Annotated in this window: 10 protein-coding genes; 8 read left to right on the top strand and 2 right to left on the bottom strand. The window is 59.4% G+C overall.

The features are described from left to right. Positions 1-48: 48 nt before the first annotated feature. The 3 genes from CKA38_RS12995 to CKA38_RS12985 all read left to right on the top strand — a co-directional run bounded on the left by CKA38_RS12995 (position 49) and on the right by CKA38_RS12985 (position 5,749). A complete protein-coding gene (locus CKA38_RS12995) occupies positions 49-810 on the top strand; it encodes a DotU family type IV/VI secretion system protein (RefSeq protein WP_108825865.1) in 762 nt (253 codons plus the stop codon). 69 nt (positions 811-879) lie between these two features. Further along, positions 880-4,515 carry a type VI secretion protein IcmF/TssM N-terminal domain-containing protein gene (locus CKA38_RS12990; protein WP_108825864.1) on the top strand — a complete coding sequence of 1,212 codons (3,636 nt, stop codon included), beginning with the start codon at positions 880-882 and terminating at the stop codon, positions 4,513-4,515. 127 nt (positions 4,516-4,642) lie between these two features. Continuing rightward, on the top strand, positions 4,643-5,749 hold the full coding sequence (locus CKA38_RS12985; protein ID WP_108825863.1) for a hypothetical protein: 1,107 nt from the start codon (positions 4,643-4,645) through the stop codon (positions 5,747-5,749). 213 nt (positions 5,750-5,962) lie between these two features. Here CKA38_RS12985 and CKA38_RS12980 read toward each other — a convergent pair whose 3' ends face one another. Together CKA38_RS12980 and CKA38_RS12975 are read right to left on the bottom strand one after the other, a co-directional pair. Next, complete coding sequence (locus CKA38_RS12980; RefSeq protein ID WP_152032867.1) at positions 5,963-6,805, bottom strand: hypothetical protein; 843 nt, start codon at positions 6,803-6,805, stop codon at positions 5,963-5,965. Positions 6,806-6,911: 106 nt separating this feature from the next. Next, positions 6,912-8,060 (bottom strand): hypothetical protein, encoded by a 1,149-nt coding sequence (locus CKA38_RS12975; RefSeq protein ID WP_152032866.1) that lies wholly within the window; start codon positions 8,058-8,060, stop codon positions 6,912-6,914. A 499-nt stretch (positions 8,061-8,559) separates the two neighbouring features. Here CKA38_RS12975 and CKA38_RS12965 point away from each other — a divergent pair, with 499 nt between their 5' ends. From CKA38_RS12965 to CKA38_RS12945, 5 genes are all read left to right on the top strand, one after another. Next, a complete protein-coding gene (locus CKA38_RS12965) occupies positions 8,560-9,126 on the top strand; it encodes a hypothetical protein (protein WP_152032865.1) in 567 nt (188 codons plus the stop codon). Positions 9,127-9,196: 70 nt separating this feature from the next. Then, entirely contained in the window at positions 9,197-10,669 is a 1,473-nt protein-coding gene (locus CKA38_RS12960) for a peptidoglycan-binding domain-containing protein (protein ID WP_108825858.1), read from the top strand. Between the two features lie 340 nt (positions 10,670-11,009). Further along, complete coding sequence (locus tag CKA38_RS12955; protein WP_108825857.1) at positions 11,010-11,654, top strand: hypothetical protein; 645 nt, start codon at positions 11,010-11,012, stop codon at positions 11,652-11,654. 575 nt (positions 11,655-12,229) lie between these two features. Beyond that, a complete protein-coding gene (locus CKA38_RS12950) occupies positions 12,230-12,970 on the top strand; it encodes a ShlB/FhaC/HecB family hemolysin secretion/activation protein (RefSeq protein ID WP_108825856.1) in 741 nt (246 codons plus the stop codon). A 50-nt stretch (positions 12,971-13,020) separates the two neighbouring features. Further along, a complete protein-coding gene (locus tag CKA38_RS12945) occupies positions 13,021-18,321 on the top strand; it encodes a beta strand repeat-containing protein (RefSeq protein ID WP_161554905.1) in 5,301 nt (1,766 codons plus the stop codon). The last annotated feature ends 28 nt before the right edge of the window (positions 18,322-18,349 follow it).

Here is an 18,349-nt window from a genome sequence, read left to right as displayed (position 1 = left end):
CGCAATCCGCAATCCGCATTTCCACCCTCCCCGCCTTTTCAATCCACAATGAACACATCCACTCTCGACACCAAGCCGCCGGCCGTTCCCACGCTCCACGAACTCTGCGATCCGCTCTTTCAGGAAATCTGCCGGCTCAACCGCATCGGCCGCAAGGCGCCCGCGGGCGAATACGCCATCACGTATTCCGAAATCAAGGGCATCTTCGCCAACATGGCCGAGCGAGCGCGCAAGGACGTCCGCCTCAACCTCAACTACGAGAAAGTCGAGCTCGCGCTCGTCTTCTTCGTGGACTTCATGATCACCGAGGCGAAGCTCCCCTACTCCGCCGAGTGGAATAAAAAACGCCTCGCCTACGAGCGCAACGAACTCGCCGGCGACGAAAAGTTTTTCGACATGCTCGACGAAACCCTCGCCGACACCAAGGAAGGCGCGGTCGAGCGGCTCGTCATTTATTACATCTGCCTCGGCCTCGGATTCAGCGGCTGGTATATGGGCCAGGACGAATACCTGCGCAAAAAGCAAAAGGAAATCCTCCCCCGCATCCGCCCCTACCTCGACACCGACGAGTCCGGCCTCATCTCGCCCGACGCCTACAAGAGCACCAACACCGTCAACCTCCCGCTCCCGATGGGCTCGACGCTCATCCCGATGCTCATCTGCCTCGTCACGCTCATCGTCGTGGTGATCGCCGCCAACATCGTCCTCTTCAAAACCGCCTCCAGCGAACTCACCAAGTCCGTCGACGAAATCCGCGCCCACGAAAATGCCGCGGCCGCCGAGCAACAAGCAGCCACGCCCGCCCGCTAACCATCACGACTTAAATCGAGTTAAGCCGACTTAATTCGAAACCCAAAAACTCCGCATTCCGCATTTCCCATGAAAGACTTCTTTAACAATATCTCCGACAACCTGCGCTACGTCGCCATGCTCCTTGCCGGCACGGGCATCGCCGGCTCGGTTCTCTTTGCCGACCGCGCCATCTACACCGTCTTCGCAATCGGCCTGATCGTTGTCGGCAGCTTGCTCTTTGTCTTCGACGCCATTCGTCGCGCCAAAAAATCGAAGGCTGAAAAACGCCTCGCCGCGCAACTCGCCGACAACTCCTCCGGCAACGCCGGCATCTCCGAGGCCGCCCGCCGCGCCCAGCTCGACGCCCTCCGCGAAAACTTCCAGAAGGGCATCGCCAAATTCCGTGCCGCCGGAAAGGACATCTACACGCTCCCCTGGTATATGGTCGTCGGCGAACCCGGCTCCGGTAAAACCGAGGCCGTGCGCCGCTCCAACGTCGGCTTCCCTCCCGGCCTTCAGGACGAAATGCAAGGCGCCGGCGGCACCATCAACATGCACTGGTGGTTCACCAACCACGCCATCCTCCTCGATACCGCGGGCAAGCTCCTCTTCCAGGAAGCGCCCCCCGGCACCACCACCGAGTGGACCGAGTTCCTTAACCTCCTCACCAAGTCCCGCCCCAACTGCCCCATCAACGGCCTCGTCCTCGTCATCCCCGCCGACTCGCTCCTCAAGGACAACGCCGACGACATCGCCAAGAAAGCCGGTAAAATCTGCGAGCAACTCGACCGCATCCAACGCACCCTCGACGTTCGCTTCCCCGTTTTTATTCTTGTTACAAAGTGCGATCTTCTGAACGGCTTCCGCGAGTTCTTCTCCGACATGAAGGACCCGCACCTCCAGCACCAAATGACCGGCTGGTCCAACCCCGATCCGCTCGACACCCCCTTCAAGCCCGAGCACGTTGACGAATACCTCAACACCATCGCTCAAAAAATCGCCCGCCGCCGCCTCGGCCTCCTCGCCGACCCCGTCGCCACCGATCCCAGCGAACGCCGCGCCGACGAGGTCGATTCGCTCTTCGCCCTGCCCAACTCCATCCAGTCGCTCGCGCCGCGCCTCCGCCGTTACCTCGAAACCGTTTTCGTGACCGGCGAATGGTCCGCCAAGCCGCTCTTCCTGCGCGGCATCTACTTCACCTCCGCGCTCACCGAAGGCAAGGCGCTCGACCTCGAACTCGCCCAAACCCTCGGCGTCACCCCCGACTCGCTCCCCGAGGGCAAACTCTTCGAACGCGAACGCTCCTTCTTCCTCCGCGACCTCTTCATTCAAAAAATCTTTAAGGAAAAAGGCCTCGTCACCCGCGCCTCCAACACGCGCAAGCAGCTCAAGCGCCGCCAGCTCATCCTCGGCGGCACCGCCGTCGCCGGCCTTGCCCTCACGCTCACCCTCTCCATCTGGGGTTATTTCTCCGTCCGTGACAGCGTCGGCGCCGAATCCGCCTACTGGAAAGCCGCCGCCGCCGACTGGACCAAGGACCACACATGGAATCCCATCGTCACCCCCGAATTCCGCGGCGCCGAAAAATACAAATACAACGGCGACAACCCCGTCCGCGTCGGCACCGAGCAAATCCCGCTCCACGAATTCCACGCCCGCCTGCAATTCCTCGTCACGCGCGACCTCTCCGTGCCGCTCGTCTTCAAGCCGCTCGACATCTTCGGCACCACCACCAACGCCGGACGACGCGAGGCCCAGCGCGTGCTCTTTGAAAGCAGCATCATGCGCCCCGCCATCGCCGCCGCCCGCACCCGCATCGCCAGCGAGGACGCCCTCGCCACCTGGACCGCACGCGACACCGCCGCCCTCGCCACGCTCATCCAAATGGAAGGCATAATCCACTACCCCATGCTCCCCGGCCAGACCGTCGAGTTTGCGCCCAACGCGTTCCTTACGCCCCTCCTCGGTCTCTGGACACCCGACGGCAAAATTCCCGCCGACCTCAACGGCGCATTCGACGCCACCTACTACGAACGCGGCGGTTCCGGCTACAACAAATGGCCCAACGTCACCTACTCCGCCGGCATCTCCTTCCGCGAAAACACCCCCATCGCCAAGGCCTGGCTCGCCTTTGCCAAGGCGCAAGGCGCGGGCGCGGTCAGCCAGAAAACCGAATTGGGTAATCTCGCCAAAATCCGCGACGCCGTGAACACGTTCGCCACCACCGAAAAGGACTACCAGCTCTACGCCTCGCGCGAAAGCAACATCGCCGGCTGGCTCACCGAGGCGCGCCGCACCTTCACCGAACTCACCGCCGCCAAAACCATGCTCGACGGCGCCATCGAGCAAGGCCGCGCCAACGGCATATTCGCCAAGAACGCCCCACCCGCCCTCGCCACCGCCTACAACGACCTTGTTCAAAAAGCCCGCGCGCAAAACGAGGCCGGCGGCAAGGCCATCCGCGACGTCATTGGCAAGTTTACAAAACCCGACCTCGGCGCTCTCGCGGAAAAAGCCGGCAGCACCGGCGTCATCGGCGAGCTCGGAAGCCACATTACAGGCCAGGCCGGCACCACCGCCGAGGATCTCGCCAAGAAAGTGAAAACCAGCTTCACGCCCGAGTTTCCCATGTTGCAGGAAATCACCGCGCGCCTTGATCAGATGGAAAAAGTAACCCTCGCCGAAACCCGCGCCGTTTTCGGCGACACCAAACCCGAGGACCTCGCCCTGCTCGATACAAACTACCTGGCCATCCACGAAAAGCGCCCCCTCTACGAAATTCGGTTCACAGCATACAATCGTAGCATGGATCTTTTCACGCTCGCGCCCTCGACCGCCGAAACCCTCGTCGGCGAACTCGGCAGGCACATCGAGCAAGCCGCCGCCACCGCCGCCGCGATCGACGCTGAGGGCACGAAATACATGCAAGCCCTCACGCTTGAGTTCCGCAACACCCTCCGCCAGGTCACCCGTGCCGGAAACCAGGCCCGCGAACTCGACCTCTACAAACTCCACCACGACACCATTGCCGACTACCTCCGCAAAAACGTCGGCTTCCCCATTCTCCTCGACGCCACCGACATCACCACCACGACTGATACGCTCAAGAAAAACGTGGACTTCATCAAGGCCGCCCACGCCGACCTTGCCGATTCCCGGGCCCCCAGCGCCGCGCGCACCAATCTCAACCGCAGCATCGAGCGCATTAACAAAATCGGCGGCATCCTCAACGCCCTCGCCGCGCCCGACGGCGCGCCCGCAAGCGTCAAAATCCAGATCGCAAAATACGAGGACCAGAAAAAGTTCATCACCGAGCGCGGCATCTCCAGCGATTTCGGCGCCGTCTTTGCCGGAAACCTCTGGCGCACCGCGCGCATGAGCGGCCGCGCCGCGCGCACCCAGTCGCCCTCCGACTCCGAGCTCGCCACCATCCGCGTCATTGAGGCCATGCCCCCGCTCGAACTCTTCCTCGCCGCCGACGCAAAGCCGACCCCCGACACGCAGGCCACGTTCTCCGACACCTGGACCACGTTGCGCCTCATCTCGAAAGCCGGCTTCCGCAAATCCGACGGCAAGACCTGGCAGGCCCCCGTGAGCATCCGCGACAACACCGTCGCCGAAGGCGCCCCGCAAACGGATCTCTTCCTGATCCTCCAATTCCAATACGACAAACAACTCCCCGAACTCGCCGACTGGCCGACGCGAGCGAGCTTACAGCTCTAATGGAAAATGAATAATGTATAATGAAAAATTCCAAACCACTCCCCCGCCATTCATTCGTGGCGCAGGCTTTCAAGCCTGCGCCATTATACATTTTTCATTATAAATTATTCATTAGCGAAGCGTAACCATGCCTGACTTCCCCAAAGATTTCCTCCACCAAGAAATCACCGCCCTGTCACGGGGCGCGCCACCCGTCGTGCATCTCGCCGCGTTCGGCAAGCACCCCGCGTGGAACGACCACATGGAGGACATTGGCCTCAACACGCTCACCCTCCTCGAAGCCAAACGCTACATTTACCTCCAAGGCATCTCCGGCAACATCGACAGCGGCGCATGGAACCCTCCCTCCTCTCCCGCGCCGTCTTCCGATTCAGCCATTCAGCCCTTCAGTCCTTCAGCCCTTTCTTCAGCCGCCCTTTCCTTCAACCACTGGCTCCTCTGGCAACGTCCGGGCGAAATCCTCCTCGGACGCCTCCTCGCCTCGACCGACGGCAAAGGCCGCACACGGTATCCCTTTGTTGTTCTCGCGCATATTATAAACCTGCCGCTTGCGGCCGCGCTCGAAACCTGCGCCCCGCTCATCGACGAGGCTGCGCGCCAGGCACGCGAGGCGACCACGCCCGATGCGGTTCGCCAAGTCATTGCCCAAGCACGAGCGCGCCTCTCCGCCACTGCCGAGGCGTCCTCGGATTCGCCAAACCCGCTGCCCCCCGGCCTTCGCCCCGCCATTGATCCGACCGGCTGGGCTCGCATTTATCACGTCATTGAAAGCCAGCTTCACCAATACGGCCCCGGCGCGCGCCCCGAACATCCATCCTGCCGTCACCTCCGGCTCCCCTCCGCCTCGCCCCGCGCCGTGCAAAACCTCCTCTGGTGGGCAACCTACTGGCTCACCCAACTCGACACACAAATCCCCCTGCTACTCATCGCCCCCGAAACCGCCGCCTGGCTCGACCTGATCGTCGGCGAACCCGCCAGCCAGCATTTTCGCTGCCTCCTCGTCGATTCCGCGGCGCTCCCCACGGTCACGGACACGCCCTATTCCGTGCCGTCGCACATCGAGCAAGTCACAAACGAACTGCTGCTCAACGCCGACGAATCCTCCCTGCCCGCGCGCAGCCTTTTCCACCTCAAGCCGCCCACCCGCGACACAGCGCTCGCCATCATCGGCACCCGCGACGGACTCACCAAGGCCACCCGCCCTCCCGGCCTTCTCAAAAAACTCTTCGGCTGAGTCTGGGAGCGCGGGCGTCCCGCCCGCAAGACGGCGCGACGCGCCGCACAAACCTCCAAACCTGCGGGCATGATGCCCGCGTTCCCGGGCGCACACAAGGTGCGCCCCCACAAAAATAGACCGCGCCCGCATGGCTGGTCGGGCGCGGCCATCCCCTGTTCAATGCTCGCTTCACGCGATTCAAAAACTCTGAAACGCGCCTGCGGCCAAATTTTAATCGGGAAGCGGAACGGTGAGCGCGCCAATTTGTTGTTCAATATCCTTGGCCAGCGCCACGGCCAGTTTTTCCACGTAGGCTATATCATGCGACAGATCCTTGGCCTTGCTGGAATGATCTTTTGATTTTACGAGGGTTCCACTTCGCCACTTGCCCAATTCCGCCGCGAATTTCAGAAGCCCCTCGGGCAGCCCAATAAGATCACCCACCTTGCGCTTGCCCTCATAACGGGATATATGTTTTTTCTTAATATGAAGAATATAATTTTTTATGGAGTCATAACCATTCGGCAATACTGAGTCCGCTTTATCAATCTTTGATTTTATTGCCGTCTTGATACAACTCTCTATTTCTTGCGCCAACTCCTTATCGACCTTTTCCGCAAGTGCCTTGAGTTTTTTGTCGTCTATCAGCATTGGCCCCCCCTTGGGGCCGGTCTTTTTTTTCTTTTCAGCGTCGAGAACGATTTTTTTTATTTTCTCGCATTCGTCAGCCATGAGATCCAGTCCGTTGCAATATGCCTTCAGATGCTTCGACCACCCGTAGTGCTCAAATTTCTCGGTGCGCTTTTTCTCGGCGTTCAACACTTTTATGTAACCATCGCAGATCATGAGCACTGTTTTGGGATCCGTTGAATCCTTGCAGTATTTTCGCACCGCGTCGGGTAATTTTTTGGCATAAGGAACGTATTCCTTGACGAATTGCTGGTAGTCTTCCTGGGTGAATTCCCCCTCCCTGTATGCTTTCGTTGCAGCCGCGTGCATGCTCTTGTGCATGTGCCTGCCGTGGGATAAAAGGCAAGACTCCAGATCTTTGATTGTTTTTTTATCGAGTGACATGATTTTTATTATATTGGTGGTTTGCGTTTATATTGAGGGTTGTTTGTTTCGACAAATTTGAGGGGCGGCACACGCCGCACGCGGCGCGGCCGCCCCCTGTCCGGCATTACTTTTCATGCGCGCGCATTTCGGTTCCCGTCCAATTGTTCACACTGGGGGAGCCCATCACAAAGTTTTCGTTGTATTCAAAGATCGCGTTTTTCAGGGGCGAACGCTTGGGGTGATCATGAAACTTGGCCTCCAATGCTATATTGAAGGAGCCCGCCGACGCAAAACGACTCCTCAAGGTTTCGAAATTTTTCTTGTCAGTCACCCAGTCGCGCTCCAGCGCCTTCATGTGCTTTAGCATTTCCGCTGCCGACGTCTTTTTGAGGTCGTCAAATTCCCTTGCCAGTCCCTGTATATTCCAGCGGGGCTTCCTCACAACCCCAAGCAATGTGGACATTTTTTTCATGCCGGTCGCAACTGCCGCGCCCATTTGATCATAAGCGCCCTGCGCGCCCTTTGCGTCCGCCTTCAGGCCGGCATCCGCCTTATACACATCGGAGATAAGTTTCGGTATTTTCATGCAATCCGGCAGCAATGCTGCCAGCGTGTCAAGATACCCCATGGGAAGCTCGTTTTTTTTCTTTTTCTTTGCGCGGCCAATCTCCCTCTTGATCAATGCGACGAGGTCATTCGCGGCCTTTTCCTGGGCGGAGCCTTTTTTTATGTTACTCCACAGTGTTCCGGTGGCCTTTACAAATGCCGTGACGTCCCTGTCGTCGCTTTTTATTTTGAGGATGCTATCTATTATATTCTGGCAATTTTTAATATGGGTTTGGGCTGCCTTGAAGACATCCAAATCCGTCGCCTTCACGGCATCCTTCCCGCTTGCCTTTTTATCATACCATTTTTTTATCTCAAAAACATAAGTGTATTGTTTCATGACCGCGGCTTCAGCATCCTTTAGTGTCGTAAGCATGCCGCCTGTCGTCGTGATCAGGGCGACATCCCGGAAATTCGAATTGTTTTGCAATTCGGTCAACACCTTCGCGCCCGTCTTCCATCCCTCGGGATCCTTTGCCTTGATCGCATCGGACGCCTTTTGTATCTCATGGGGAACGTCACTGATCGTATTATAAAAGGCGATATACGCGACGATCATCGCCTCGTAGTCTTTTGTAACCGCCTCCGCGAGGCGGTGCGATTCTTTATTATATTTCCAGGCCAGATCATACATCTTCTTGAATTCCGCGTATGCTTTTTTACTCATGGTGTTTATTGGTGTTAGTTGGTTGGTGTTGTTGGGTTTGTTTATGTGTTTGTATTAATCGAAAATACCGATTTTTTTATTCGCGGATGGACACAGATAAACGCATATAAAGAAAACAATGTATTTTGTGGTTCGATGGTTTGGATATCCGTGTTTATCTGCGTTTATCTGCGGTTGGTTTGGTTTGCTTGAGTCACGACATGGAGGAATGTTGCCGAAAAAATATCCCCGGGCATCAGTGCATTGGGATTTATGCGCAAAAGGTTTCGAAAAAAATCCTCGCGCACTCGACAGGCCGCACAACTCTTTAAATACCAATAAATAAAAAAACGGCTCATGCTCCCGTTTAAAATTCGCAAGATTTCCCGAAAATTTTCCGAACATTTTTCCAAAAAAATCCCAATGCATGGGTAAGCGGAAATGTTTTTCCGCCTTTGCGACAGGGACGCTTTTCCCCGGCGCAATTCACGACAACCGAAATAACACACACACAAACACCATGCCATCATTCACAATACCCGTATTTCCAAATGTCATCACCGTGGACGAGTGGGTGAAAAACGCCGGAGACGCCCCGGAAAAATACAAGGACGCCGCAATCCTCACGAAAAATCTCGATACCCTCCACAAGGCGTATAAAAAAATACCGTGGGCCCGAATAAAGGAATTCTGCGAGCGAAAACCCGAATACAAGGACATCGCGCACGCTGTGGATGCAGCCATGGATTTGAGAAAGGAATATAAAGGACTGCGCGAAGCCTTTGCTAATAGCAGATTTACAGAGGCCATAATGGCCGCCAAAAATTTCAGCGGCATTTCAACCGCATCCAAATTCAAAGCCGCCCACCCTGATGCGGCGGACTACTTGCATAAAAAAATGCGACCGGCCCTCGAAAGCTTTCATCTCAAGACAACCGTTGTCGCGATCAAAGAGCAATTGCTCGCCGGCGGCGTGGAAAAGCACAACTTCATTAAAGCGAAGGCTCTCAACGAGGAAAAACAATTGAGGTTCATGTTGGATCAAGTGGGGAGAACCATCAACGAACTCGAAAAAATAATATGGTAATCAACGCCGGGGTGCCGTTTGCGGCGCCCGGTTTGCCAACCAACATCAACCCTCAAACCCAACAAACACCATGTCCGAGCCCATGCTAAAAAAAGGAGACAAGGGAGACCTCGTCAAAATCCTCCAAAACACGCTTAACAAGGAATTCCCCCAAAAGCACCCGATCCGCGCCGACGGAGTCTTTGGCTCGGCGACCGAGATCGCCGTCAAGGGGTTCCAAAAGCAAAACAAACTCCGCCCCGACGGCGTCGTTGACCTCAAGACGGCCGGCAAGCTCGGCAGCGGCAAGTTCACCGCCGCCATGAAAAAATGGCAGCAACTCAAGGAGACGACGATGAAGGCGCTCAAGGATCGGGCGGAGAAGGACGCGGAAACGAAAAAAAGCGAGCCGCAGGTGGAACTAATGGTGCTCGCGGACGGCAAGGTGGTCACGAAAAAGGATTATGAGGAAATCAGGGCCAACGCGATCAAATCACTCAAGGCCACGGCAACCCATCTGGTCAACAACGCCGGCAGCATCAGGTATGGATGGAAGTGCGCGGTCGAAATCTACAATGACGCGCCTTGGTTTGTCCGCGCTGTCGTGCCGACTCCGCCCAACGATGGATTTGTCAGGAAAGCCGAGGCCGCCGCGGCGGAGGCCAAGCGCGCGGTCGATGCGGGCAATCTCAACATCGTCGAGGCCAAATTCAAGGCCGCTGCCGACGAGATCAACCGCGCCGGCGAGGTGCTTTACAATCACCGGGAAAAATCCATTGGCAGAAGCGGCGGCGCTGTCACCGTCCTCGAAATCACCCGCGATGTGAGCTTCGAGACCGTCAGGCTCATCGCCAACGCCAAAAGCGGGGGGCGGGGCTCGGTGGTCATCGATGCCGGCATCGCGGCAGTGAAACGCACGGCGACAGAGATCGGCAAGGGTGTCGCCGGAACGAGTAGCGGCTTCGACGACGCATTCAAAAATGTGGCGGTGGACACCTTCGTCGCAGCCGGAACCAGCAAGTTTTTCGCCGACAAGGGCCTTGTCCAAAACCTCACCAACAATGTCGCCAAAAATGCAATGGGCGCGCTTGCGAAGCATTTGCCAAGCAAGCTGGGCGGTGTGTGCGAGAAATACATCGCCAAATGGCTGGCCAAGGGCGGCGCCAGCCTGCTCAAGACCGCAGTGCAAGACACGTCCAAGGTGCTGACCGGCGACATAGGCCTGGACCAGCTCGGATCGACAATCGCGAAGAACATGCTGACAAAAATCCCGCTTTTCGGCCTCAACAAGGCGATCGACTCGAACCTCGCGGCAAAACTATACGGCAAGCTGCCGAAAGACATTACCAGTCGCCTGACACACGATCTGTTCAAAAAAATCATGGCCAGCGGCCCGGTCGGCGTGCCCCTCGACAAGGCGATGGGAGCGGCAATCAATAATCTGAACGGCAATGAAACCTCGGCGAACCAAATCGTTGACATGATCGCCATCGAAGCCGCCAGGGACAAGCAGTTCATGGATCAAATCCGGGCTGAAATCGCCAAGATCGAAAAGAAAAAATGACCCGCAAAACCGGCCGTGTCATCCGTTGCCAAGCCGGAGCCCCGCAAAAGTCTCCGGCATGTTTCGCACACACTCCGCACACACGCGTTTTTCCATAAAATTGCATTAAGCATCCATGCGATTACAAAAAAAATCGTGAATTGTAATCACCTGCCCGTTGACTCATTGCGCGTCCCCGCAACTTGATTATCCAGTTCGCAGGCAATCAACAGCCACCCGCCATCCATTCTCTCCATCGTATTTGCAAACACCCGTTTTGTCTTTTAAACGCCGCTTGCGTTTTTGAGTGAAACCGCATGTATGTGAATACCCCCCTGAAGACACCTAAAGCCTCTGAAATATGAACCCGAAACCATTCGGCTCGCCACGCGTTACCACCGCATGCATTCTCGCCATCTGCGCGCTTGTATTCACCCCAAACCTGCCCGCGCAAGCCGACGCCCCCGCCGCGGGTGAAATCTTCAGTGCCGAGTCATTCACGCTGGGCTACGGCTCGGAAACGGAAAACATCATCCCGCTCGACGCGCTCCGTTCCATCAAGGTTAACATCGAGTTGCGCGACGGCGTTTATTATCCGGCAACCGGCCCCGTCGCCACCGCGCCCTGCGCCGTCGGCCAAACCTTCCCCGACGGCAAGTTTTCCGAGGCCGCGCTCTTGAAAGTTTTCCAATCAATCGCCGAATACTACAACACCCGCGGCATCTACGGCGTGTTTGTCGTGGTTAATCGCGACGACATAGACCCTCAAACCCGCGAGGACTACCGCCCCGCCGGGCGCAAGGACCTGCGCCTCACGATCTGGGTCAGCCGCGTGAGCGAAATGCGCACCATCGCCAAGGGCTCGCGCATCCCCGCCGCCAGCGCAATCGACAATCCCGCGCACAAACTCATCTCGAAATACTCCCCCTCCAGCCCGACCCGAACACAACAAAACCCAATTCCGCGCTCTGGAAAAAACGTCTCGACAACTACCTCCTCGACCTGAACCGCCACCCCGCCCGCCGCGTTGACGCCGCTATCTCCGCCGGAGCCAGCCCCGGCGAAGTCACGCTCGACTACCTCGTCTCCGAAACGCGCCCCTGGTTCGCCTACGCCCAACTCTCCGACTCCGGCACCGACGAGACCGACGACCTCCGCGCCCACCTCGGCTTCTCCTACTACCAGCTCACCAATCACGACGACACGCTCCTGCTCGACCTCTCCTCCACCACCGACGTCGAAAGCGGCTTCTCCGCCTCCGCCAGCTACAACCGCCCCCTCCTCTACCCCAACACACTCCGCGCAAGAGTTTACGGAGCCTACTCCGAGTTCACCGCACGCGATCTCGGCATCGCCCTCGACAAATTCACCGGCTACTCCATCGCAACCGGCGCGGAAGTCCCATGGAGCCCGTTCCGCATTCCCGGCGGCATCTCGTTCGACATCATCCCCGGCGTCACCTGGCAAAAATACCACACTTACGACAGCAACCAAAAGGACGTCCTCCCCCTGCGGGGCAAATCCACCACCGACTTCATCGCCGCCTCGCTCAGTCTCCACTTCGAGCGCAACACCGACGCCATGCGCACGTATTTCCGCCTCAAATACGAAACCAATTTCGACGGCGACACCAGCCTCACCGAGCCCGAGCTCATCGCCCTCGGCCGCTACGAAACCACCCGCGACTACCAGATCCTCAGCTACGACTTCGGCCACACCATGTTCATAGAGCCGCTCCTCTTCGGCGAAAAATTCTATTCCGGCGACAACTGGCGCAAATCCGCCCGCGCCCACGAAATCTCCTTCAGCAGCCGCGGCCAGTATTCCATCACCGACGACCGCCTGATACCGCAAAAAATGATGACCCTCGGCGGCATGTATTCAGTTCGTGGATACCCCGAGTCCACCACCTCCGGCGACAATGTCTACGCCGCGTCGCTCGAATACCGCCTCCACGTCCCCCGCCTCTTCCGCCCCTACGCCGCCCTGCCCCGCGACCGCGGCGACCACACCCCGCCCACCTATTTCGGAATCCCCATGAACTGGCGCGCCCCCAACCTTCACGCCCTGCCCGACTGGGATTTCATCGTGCGCCTCTTCGGCGACGTCGGCCGCTCCCACGTTATCCCCACAAGCAAGGCCTACGTCATCGAGGACTCCCATACGCTCGCCAGCGTCGGCTTCGGTTTCGAGGCGCAATTCAAGGGAGTTTTTAACGCCCGCATCGACTGGGGCTTCGCCCAAAAATCCGTCCACACCAGCGCGCGCGATGTCTCCAGGAATTCCTCGCAGGTGCACTTCACCATTTCGATGCTCTGGTAATTCGAAAAACGTCTTTCACCATGATGAGAACAATTTCGCGAGTCAGTTTCGTGTCAGCCATTATCCGAACGGTCCTCTCCGCCGCGATCATCGCGCTCCCGTGCACATCCGCGCGCGCCGACGCGCCCGTGGGCACGGTGGTCTCGGGCGAGGCCTCCTTCGATTACAACGGCAGCAAGACGACAATCACCGCCGGCAACAACGCCATCATCGAGTATCCCAAGTTTAACATCGATCGAAACGAAACCGTGCAGTTCGTCCAGCCCACGGACACCTCGCGCGTTTTGAACCGCATCACCGGCGGCGATCCCTCGTCGATCCTCGGCAATTTGCAGGCCAACGGCATCGTCTATTTCGTGAATCCCGCCGGCATCTATTTCGGCCAGCACGCCACCATCGACGTCGGCCAGTTCTACGCCGCAGCGGGCAACCTCTCCAACTCCAACTTCCTCGCGGGCCGCGACAACTTCGAACGGCTCTCCGGCCAGGTGCACAACGAGGGCACAATCAATGCCAGCGCGATCCACCTCATCGGCCAGAACGTGCGCAACACCGGCAACCTCAATTCCCCCGCCGGCCTGGTGATGCTCGCCGCCGGCGACGACGTGCTGATCGGCCGCCGTGGCGAGCACGTCTTTGTCAACGCCACCAAGACCACGCCCGACGCCGCTTCCGCCACCGCCGGTGTTGAAAACGCCGGCAACATCAATGCCGATGGCGGCCGCGCCCTGCTCGCCGCCGGCGATCTCTACGCGCTCGCCGTGCAAAACTCAGGTGTCATCAAGGCGCGCAACGTCGAACTCGCCGGCCAGGGCTCCGGCGAAGTCTGGAACCGCGGCACAATCGACGCCAGCAGCGCCGACACCGAAGGCGGCCGAGTCGAAATCACCGGTCAATATGTGGGCCTCGACGAAAACTCCGTCATCGACGCGAGCGGCGCGCACGGCGGTGGCGAAGTCCTCATTGGCGGCGACTTCCAAGGCGCGAATACCGACATCCGCAACGCCACCGCCACCTACGTCGCCGAGGGTGCGGCCATCCGCGCCGACGCCACGACCAGCGGCTCCGGCGGAAAGGTGATTGTTTGGGCCGACGAAACCACGCGCTTCCACGGCAATATCTCCGCGACCGGTTTCACGCACGGCGGCTTCGCCGAGGTCTCCGGCAAGCAAAACCTCCTCTACACCGGACTCGCCGACCTGCGCTCCGCCAACGGCCTCACCGGCAGCCTCCTCCTAGATCCCGACAACATCACCATATCGAACGCGGCAACATCCCCCGGTATCACCGACACATTTGGCACCTTCGAACCACCCGGCGACGGCGACTGGAACCTCAACGTGCTCGACCTCATCGCCCAGCTCAACTCCGCCAACGTCACCGTCAAGACCACCAACGGCGACATCACCGTCAACGACTACATATCATTGGCCACAGGATGGACTGCCGACACGGAACTGAAACTCGACGCCGGCAACAACATCAACATCAACGCCGGCATCGAAGGCATCGGCACCAGCAGCACCCTCACGCTAATCGCGCGCAACAACATCAACATAACGGGGGGCAACAACATCAGTGCAGGAAACATTTCTCTCACCGCCGGACAGGGGATAGATATCAACGGTGATCTATCTGCCGCCAACATCGCCCTCACCGCCACCGCTGGAAATATTCTCATTGCACAAGCTGACAGCGTTACCATCGAAGGCCAATACGTCACCCTCAAAACCCACGGAGGCGACATCATCGTCGGAAACCATGATACGAATTCGCGCGGAAGATTTAGCCCCCATGGCTTCCCCACGCCCGCCGAAGGCTCGCTAACCTTTGACACCTCGCACCCGACGAACACAAGCCTCGTTGGAAAAACTGTCTTTAACCATGTAAGTATCGGCATCGCCGGCGGCGGCTACGAATACCCCGTATCCATTCTCGGCGGATGGGAGGTGAACGGACAGTCGCTGGGTGACTTTTTCCTTTTCGCCGGCGGTCTCGCCGTTGACGCCAAGGGCCGCGACGTCTCGCTCAAGTTTATTACCGACGGATCCGACAGCTATATCAACTACCTCGACTACTTCACCGTCATCAATGCCGACACAATCACATTCAAGGCCGGATCCAACATCCGCATCGGCGGTGTCGCACCCTCGTTTCAAGGCAACAATATCATCGTTGAATCCGGATTCTTTGGGGTCTTCCTCGGTCTCACACTCGACACCACGCGCGCCGCATCAACCTCCGGCACCACGACGATTCACGGCGCAATCGGCAGCCTTGACATGTGGTCCACCGACACCGACGGGTTGAACATCACCGGCGGACTAAACCTCACCGAGACAGGCACCCTTTTTGCCGACAGTGGCGCGCTCGTCATCGATGCGAAAAACTCAGCCATCAACATTGCCGGCCTCGTCACCGGAGGCACCTACATCGGCTACGCCACCACTCCCATCGACCTCGACTCCCTCGCCATCAACAACGCCTCCTCGATCTCGATCTCCAGCGCCATCGTCACCACAAATACCCAATCCTACTCCGCAACCGGCAACATCGCCCTCACCGGCACGCTCCAGACCAGCACCGCCGGACAGGGCATCGTGCTCGACACCACCAGCGGCACTATTTCGCTTGATCCCGGCGCCGCCATCGATTCGGCGGGCGATCTCTCGGTCGCCGGCGGACTCCGGCTCGACACCGGCGGCTCGATCAGCAGCGACAGCATGTTTGTTGACGGCGACAACCTCGACGTGCTCATCAACACCGACCTCAACCTCTCCGGTTCCTTCACCGTCACCAACGCCGACAACCTCACTCTTGCCAGCGCGATCATCACCGACGACGCCCAATCCTACACCGCAACCGGTGGCATCACCCTCACTGGCACGCTCCAAACCCTCAACTCCGACCAAAACATCTCGCTTTCCGCCACCTCGGTTTCCCTCGCCGGCACCTCCGAAATCGATTCGACTGGCACTGTCGCCATCACCGGCGCGCTCAACATGGCCTCGGGCGCAATCGTCTACGCCCATGAGACCATCGTCAACGCCCTCGGCGGCAACATCGTCCTCGGTGGCGAAGTGGACACACTCACCGGCGGCACCTTCGCCAACGCCGCCAACATCACCCTCACCGGCACCGTCACCGGAGTGTCCGGCAACTTCGTTTTCACCGGCAACCAAGCCATGTCCGTCGGAGGCGTGATCGACGCCGGAAGCGGCGGAGCGGTCTCCCTCGCCTCCACCACCGGCACCATAAGCGTCGCCTCCACCGGAACCGTCAACGGCAGCAACATCAACATCACAGGAGGCCTCGACGTCGCCGACGGCGCGGCGCTCACCACGCCCTACGGCGTCGGCAACATCACCATCGACGCCCTCAACCGCGACGTCGTCATCGCCACCGATCTCAACATGGGCTCCGGCACCCTCGGCATCTCGAACGTCCGCGACCTCACCATCGACACCGTCATCACCAACGACGCCCAGGTCTACACCGCCTCCCGCAACCTCACCCTCACCGGCACGCTTCAAACAACCAACACCGGCGAAGGCGTCGCGCTCACCGCGCAAACCGGCACCCTCGTCACCACCGCCGGCGCCGGCATCGACTCCCGGGGCGCCATCACGCTCAACGCCGCGGCGGCCACCCTCGGCGGCATCATCTACACCGACGAGACCCTCACCATCGCCACCACCACCGGCGCGCTCGCCATCACCGGCACGCACGGTGGAAGCATTGTCGGCATCACCTCCGCCACCGGCGTCTCGATCTCCGGCGCGCTCAATTTCAGCGGCGCCAACACCATCAACGCCACCACCGGCACAATCGCCATCGCCGGCGCCGCCTCGGTTTCCGGCGGGACGATCAACCTCAACGGCGGCGTCCGCATCGACAACGGCGCGAGCCTCACATCCGACCTCGGCCTCGTCATCGACGCGCTCTCAAGGGACGTCGTCATCAACGCCGACATCAACCTCCCCGCGCTCTCCGTCCTCGACGCCCGCTACATCGAAACCGCCGCCGTCACCACATTCGACGACCAGGACTACCGTTTCGGTCCGAACGGCGCGGGCGCCATGAAAATAAACGGCGCGCTTGTCTCCGAAACCGGCGACATCACCATCACAAGCAACAGTGGGTTTCCCCCGCCCTACGCCACCATCTTCTCCACCTCGCCAAACGGCATCCTCATCTCCGCCACGCTCGGCAACGTCACCATCGGCCACAACGACACCCTCCTCGCCTACCACGACGGCAGCGCCGCCCCCGACGCCGGCACCATCGTCATCGAGGCCGGCGGCATCGCCTCTCTTGGCAACCTCTCCGCATCGCGCCGGATAAATGTATCCGCCGACCAAATACAACTCGATGGGACCGTTTACCAGGCCCCCGGCATCGCGCTCAGCGCAGTCACATCCCTCGACATCAGCGGCTCCGCCGTCACCATTGCCACCGCCTCCGCCGTAAACGACATCACACCGCCGACAACCGGCTCCTACACCGCCGTCACCATCGCCGACGACGCCATGACCGGCCTCTCCATGAACGCGGGCTACTTCCCGCTCATCGCCACCTCCACCGGCGCGCCCTACGCCAGCGTTTACGAGCGCACCCAATTCTGGAGCGAAATCGTCGCCCCCGCCGTCCCCGACCAGGAAATCAAGCAAAACATCGTCGCCGACGAGGCCAACCCCTCCAACCGCACCGAACCCGAGGCGCAGCAACTTCAAGAAATCCGCGCCGCGGCAACCGCAGCCGCATTCCAGCAAATCGACGCCGAAACCGCCATCAGCGCCGCCACCGCCTCGCAACTCCGCAAACTCGGCATTTTCCCCCGCCCCCTCACCCCGCAAGAACGCAACGAACTCGGCGCCCGCTTCGGCACCCTCAGCCAGATCATTCCCTCCGAAATCCGCGCGCCCGAAAACTACCGGGTCGCCGACGGACGCCTCTCCGAGCAATCCGCCCTCGCCGCCCTCGCCGCCTACAACCGCGCCTTCGAAACCGCCGCCGGCGCATCCCGACTCCCCGACCTTCAGGCCGCGATCCTCAAAACCTACCGCGAATTCCGCGCCGCCAACCCCGGTGCCCCCGCCGCCCAATACGTCCGCTACATCGACACCATCGAACCCGGCACCGCGGAAACCCGCGCCCTCCACGCCTTCTTTGACGACGTCCGCGCCCTCTTCCTGCGCATCGACCGCCTCGGCCTCACCAACAACGAAGTGCTTGTATCCAAAAACGTGATACTGCGCCCCCTCCGCGTCCAGGGCGCCCCCTCCTCCCTCCTCGCCCCCCTCATGCAAGTCTCCCCCGACACCGGCCCGCTCATCACCGCCTCCTATTAATAAATCCCAAATGACGAAATTTCAAAAA

Origin of the sequence: Ereboglobus luteus, from assembly GCF_003096195.1 — a bacterium.
Taxonomy (GTDB): Bacteria; Verrucomicrobiota; Verrucomicrobiia; order Opitutales; family Opitutaceae; genus Ereboglobus; species Ereboglobus luteus.
This window is presented reverse-complemented; position numbering and strand designations above follow the sequence as displayed.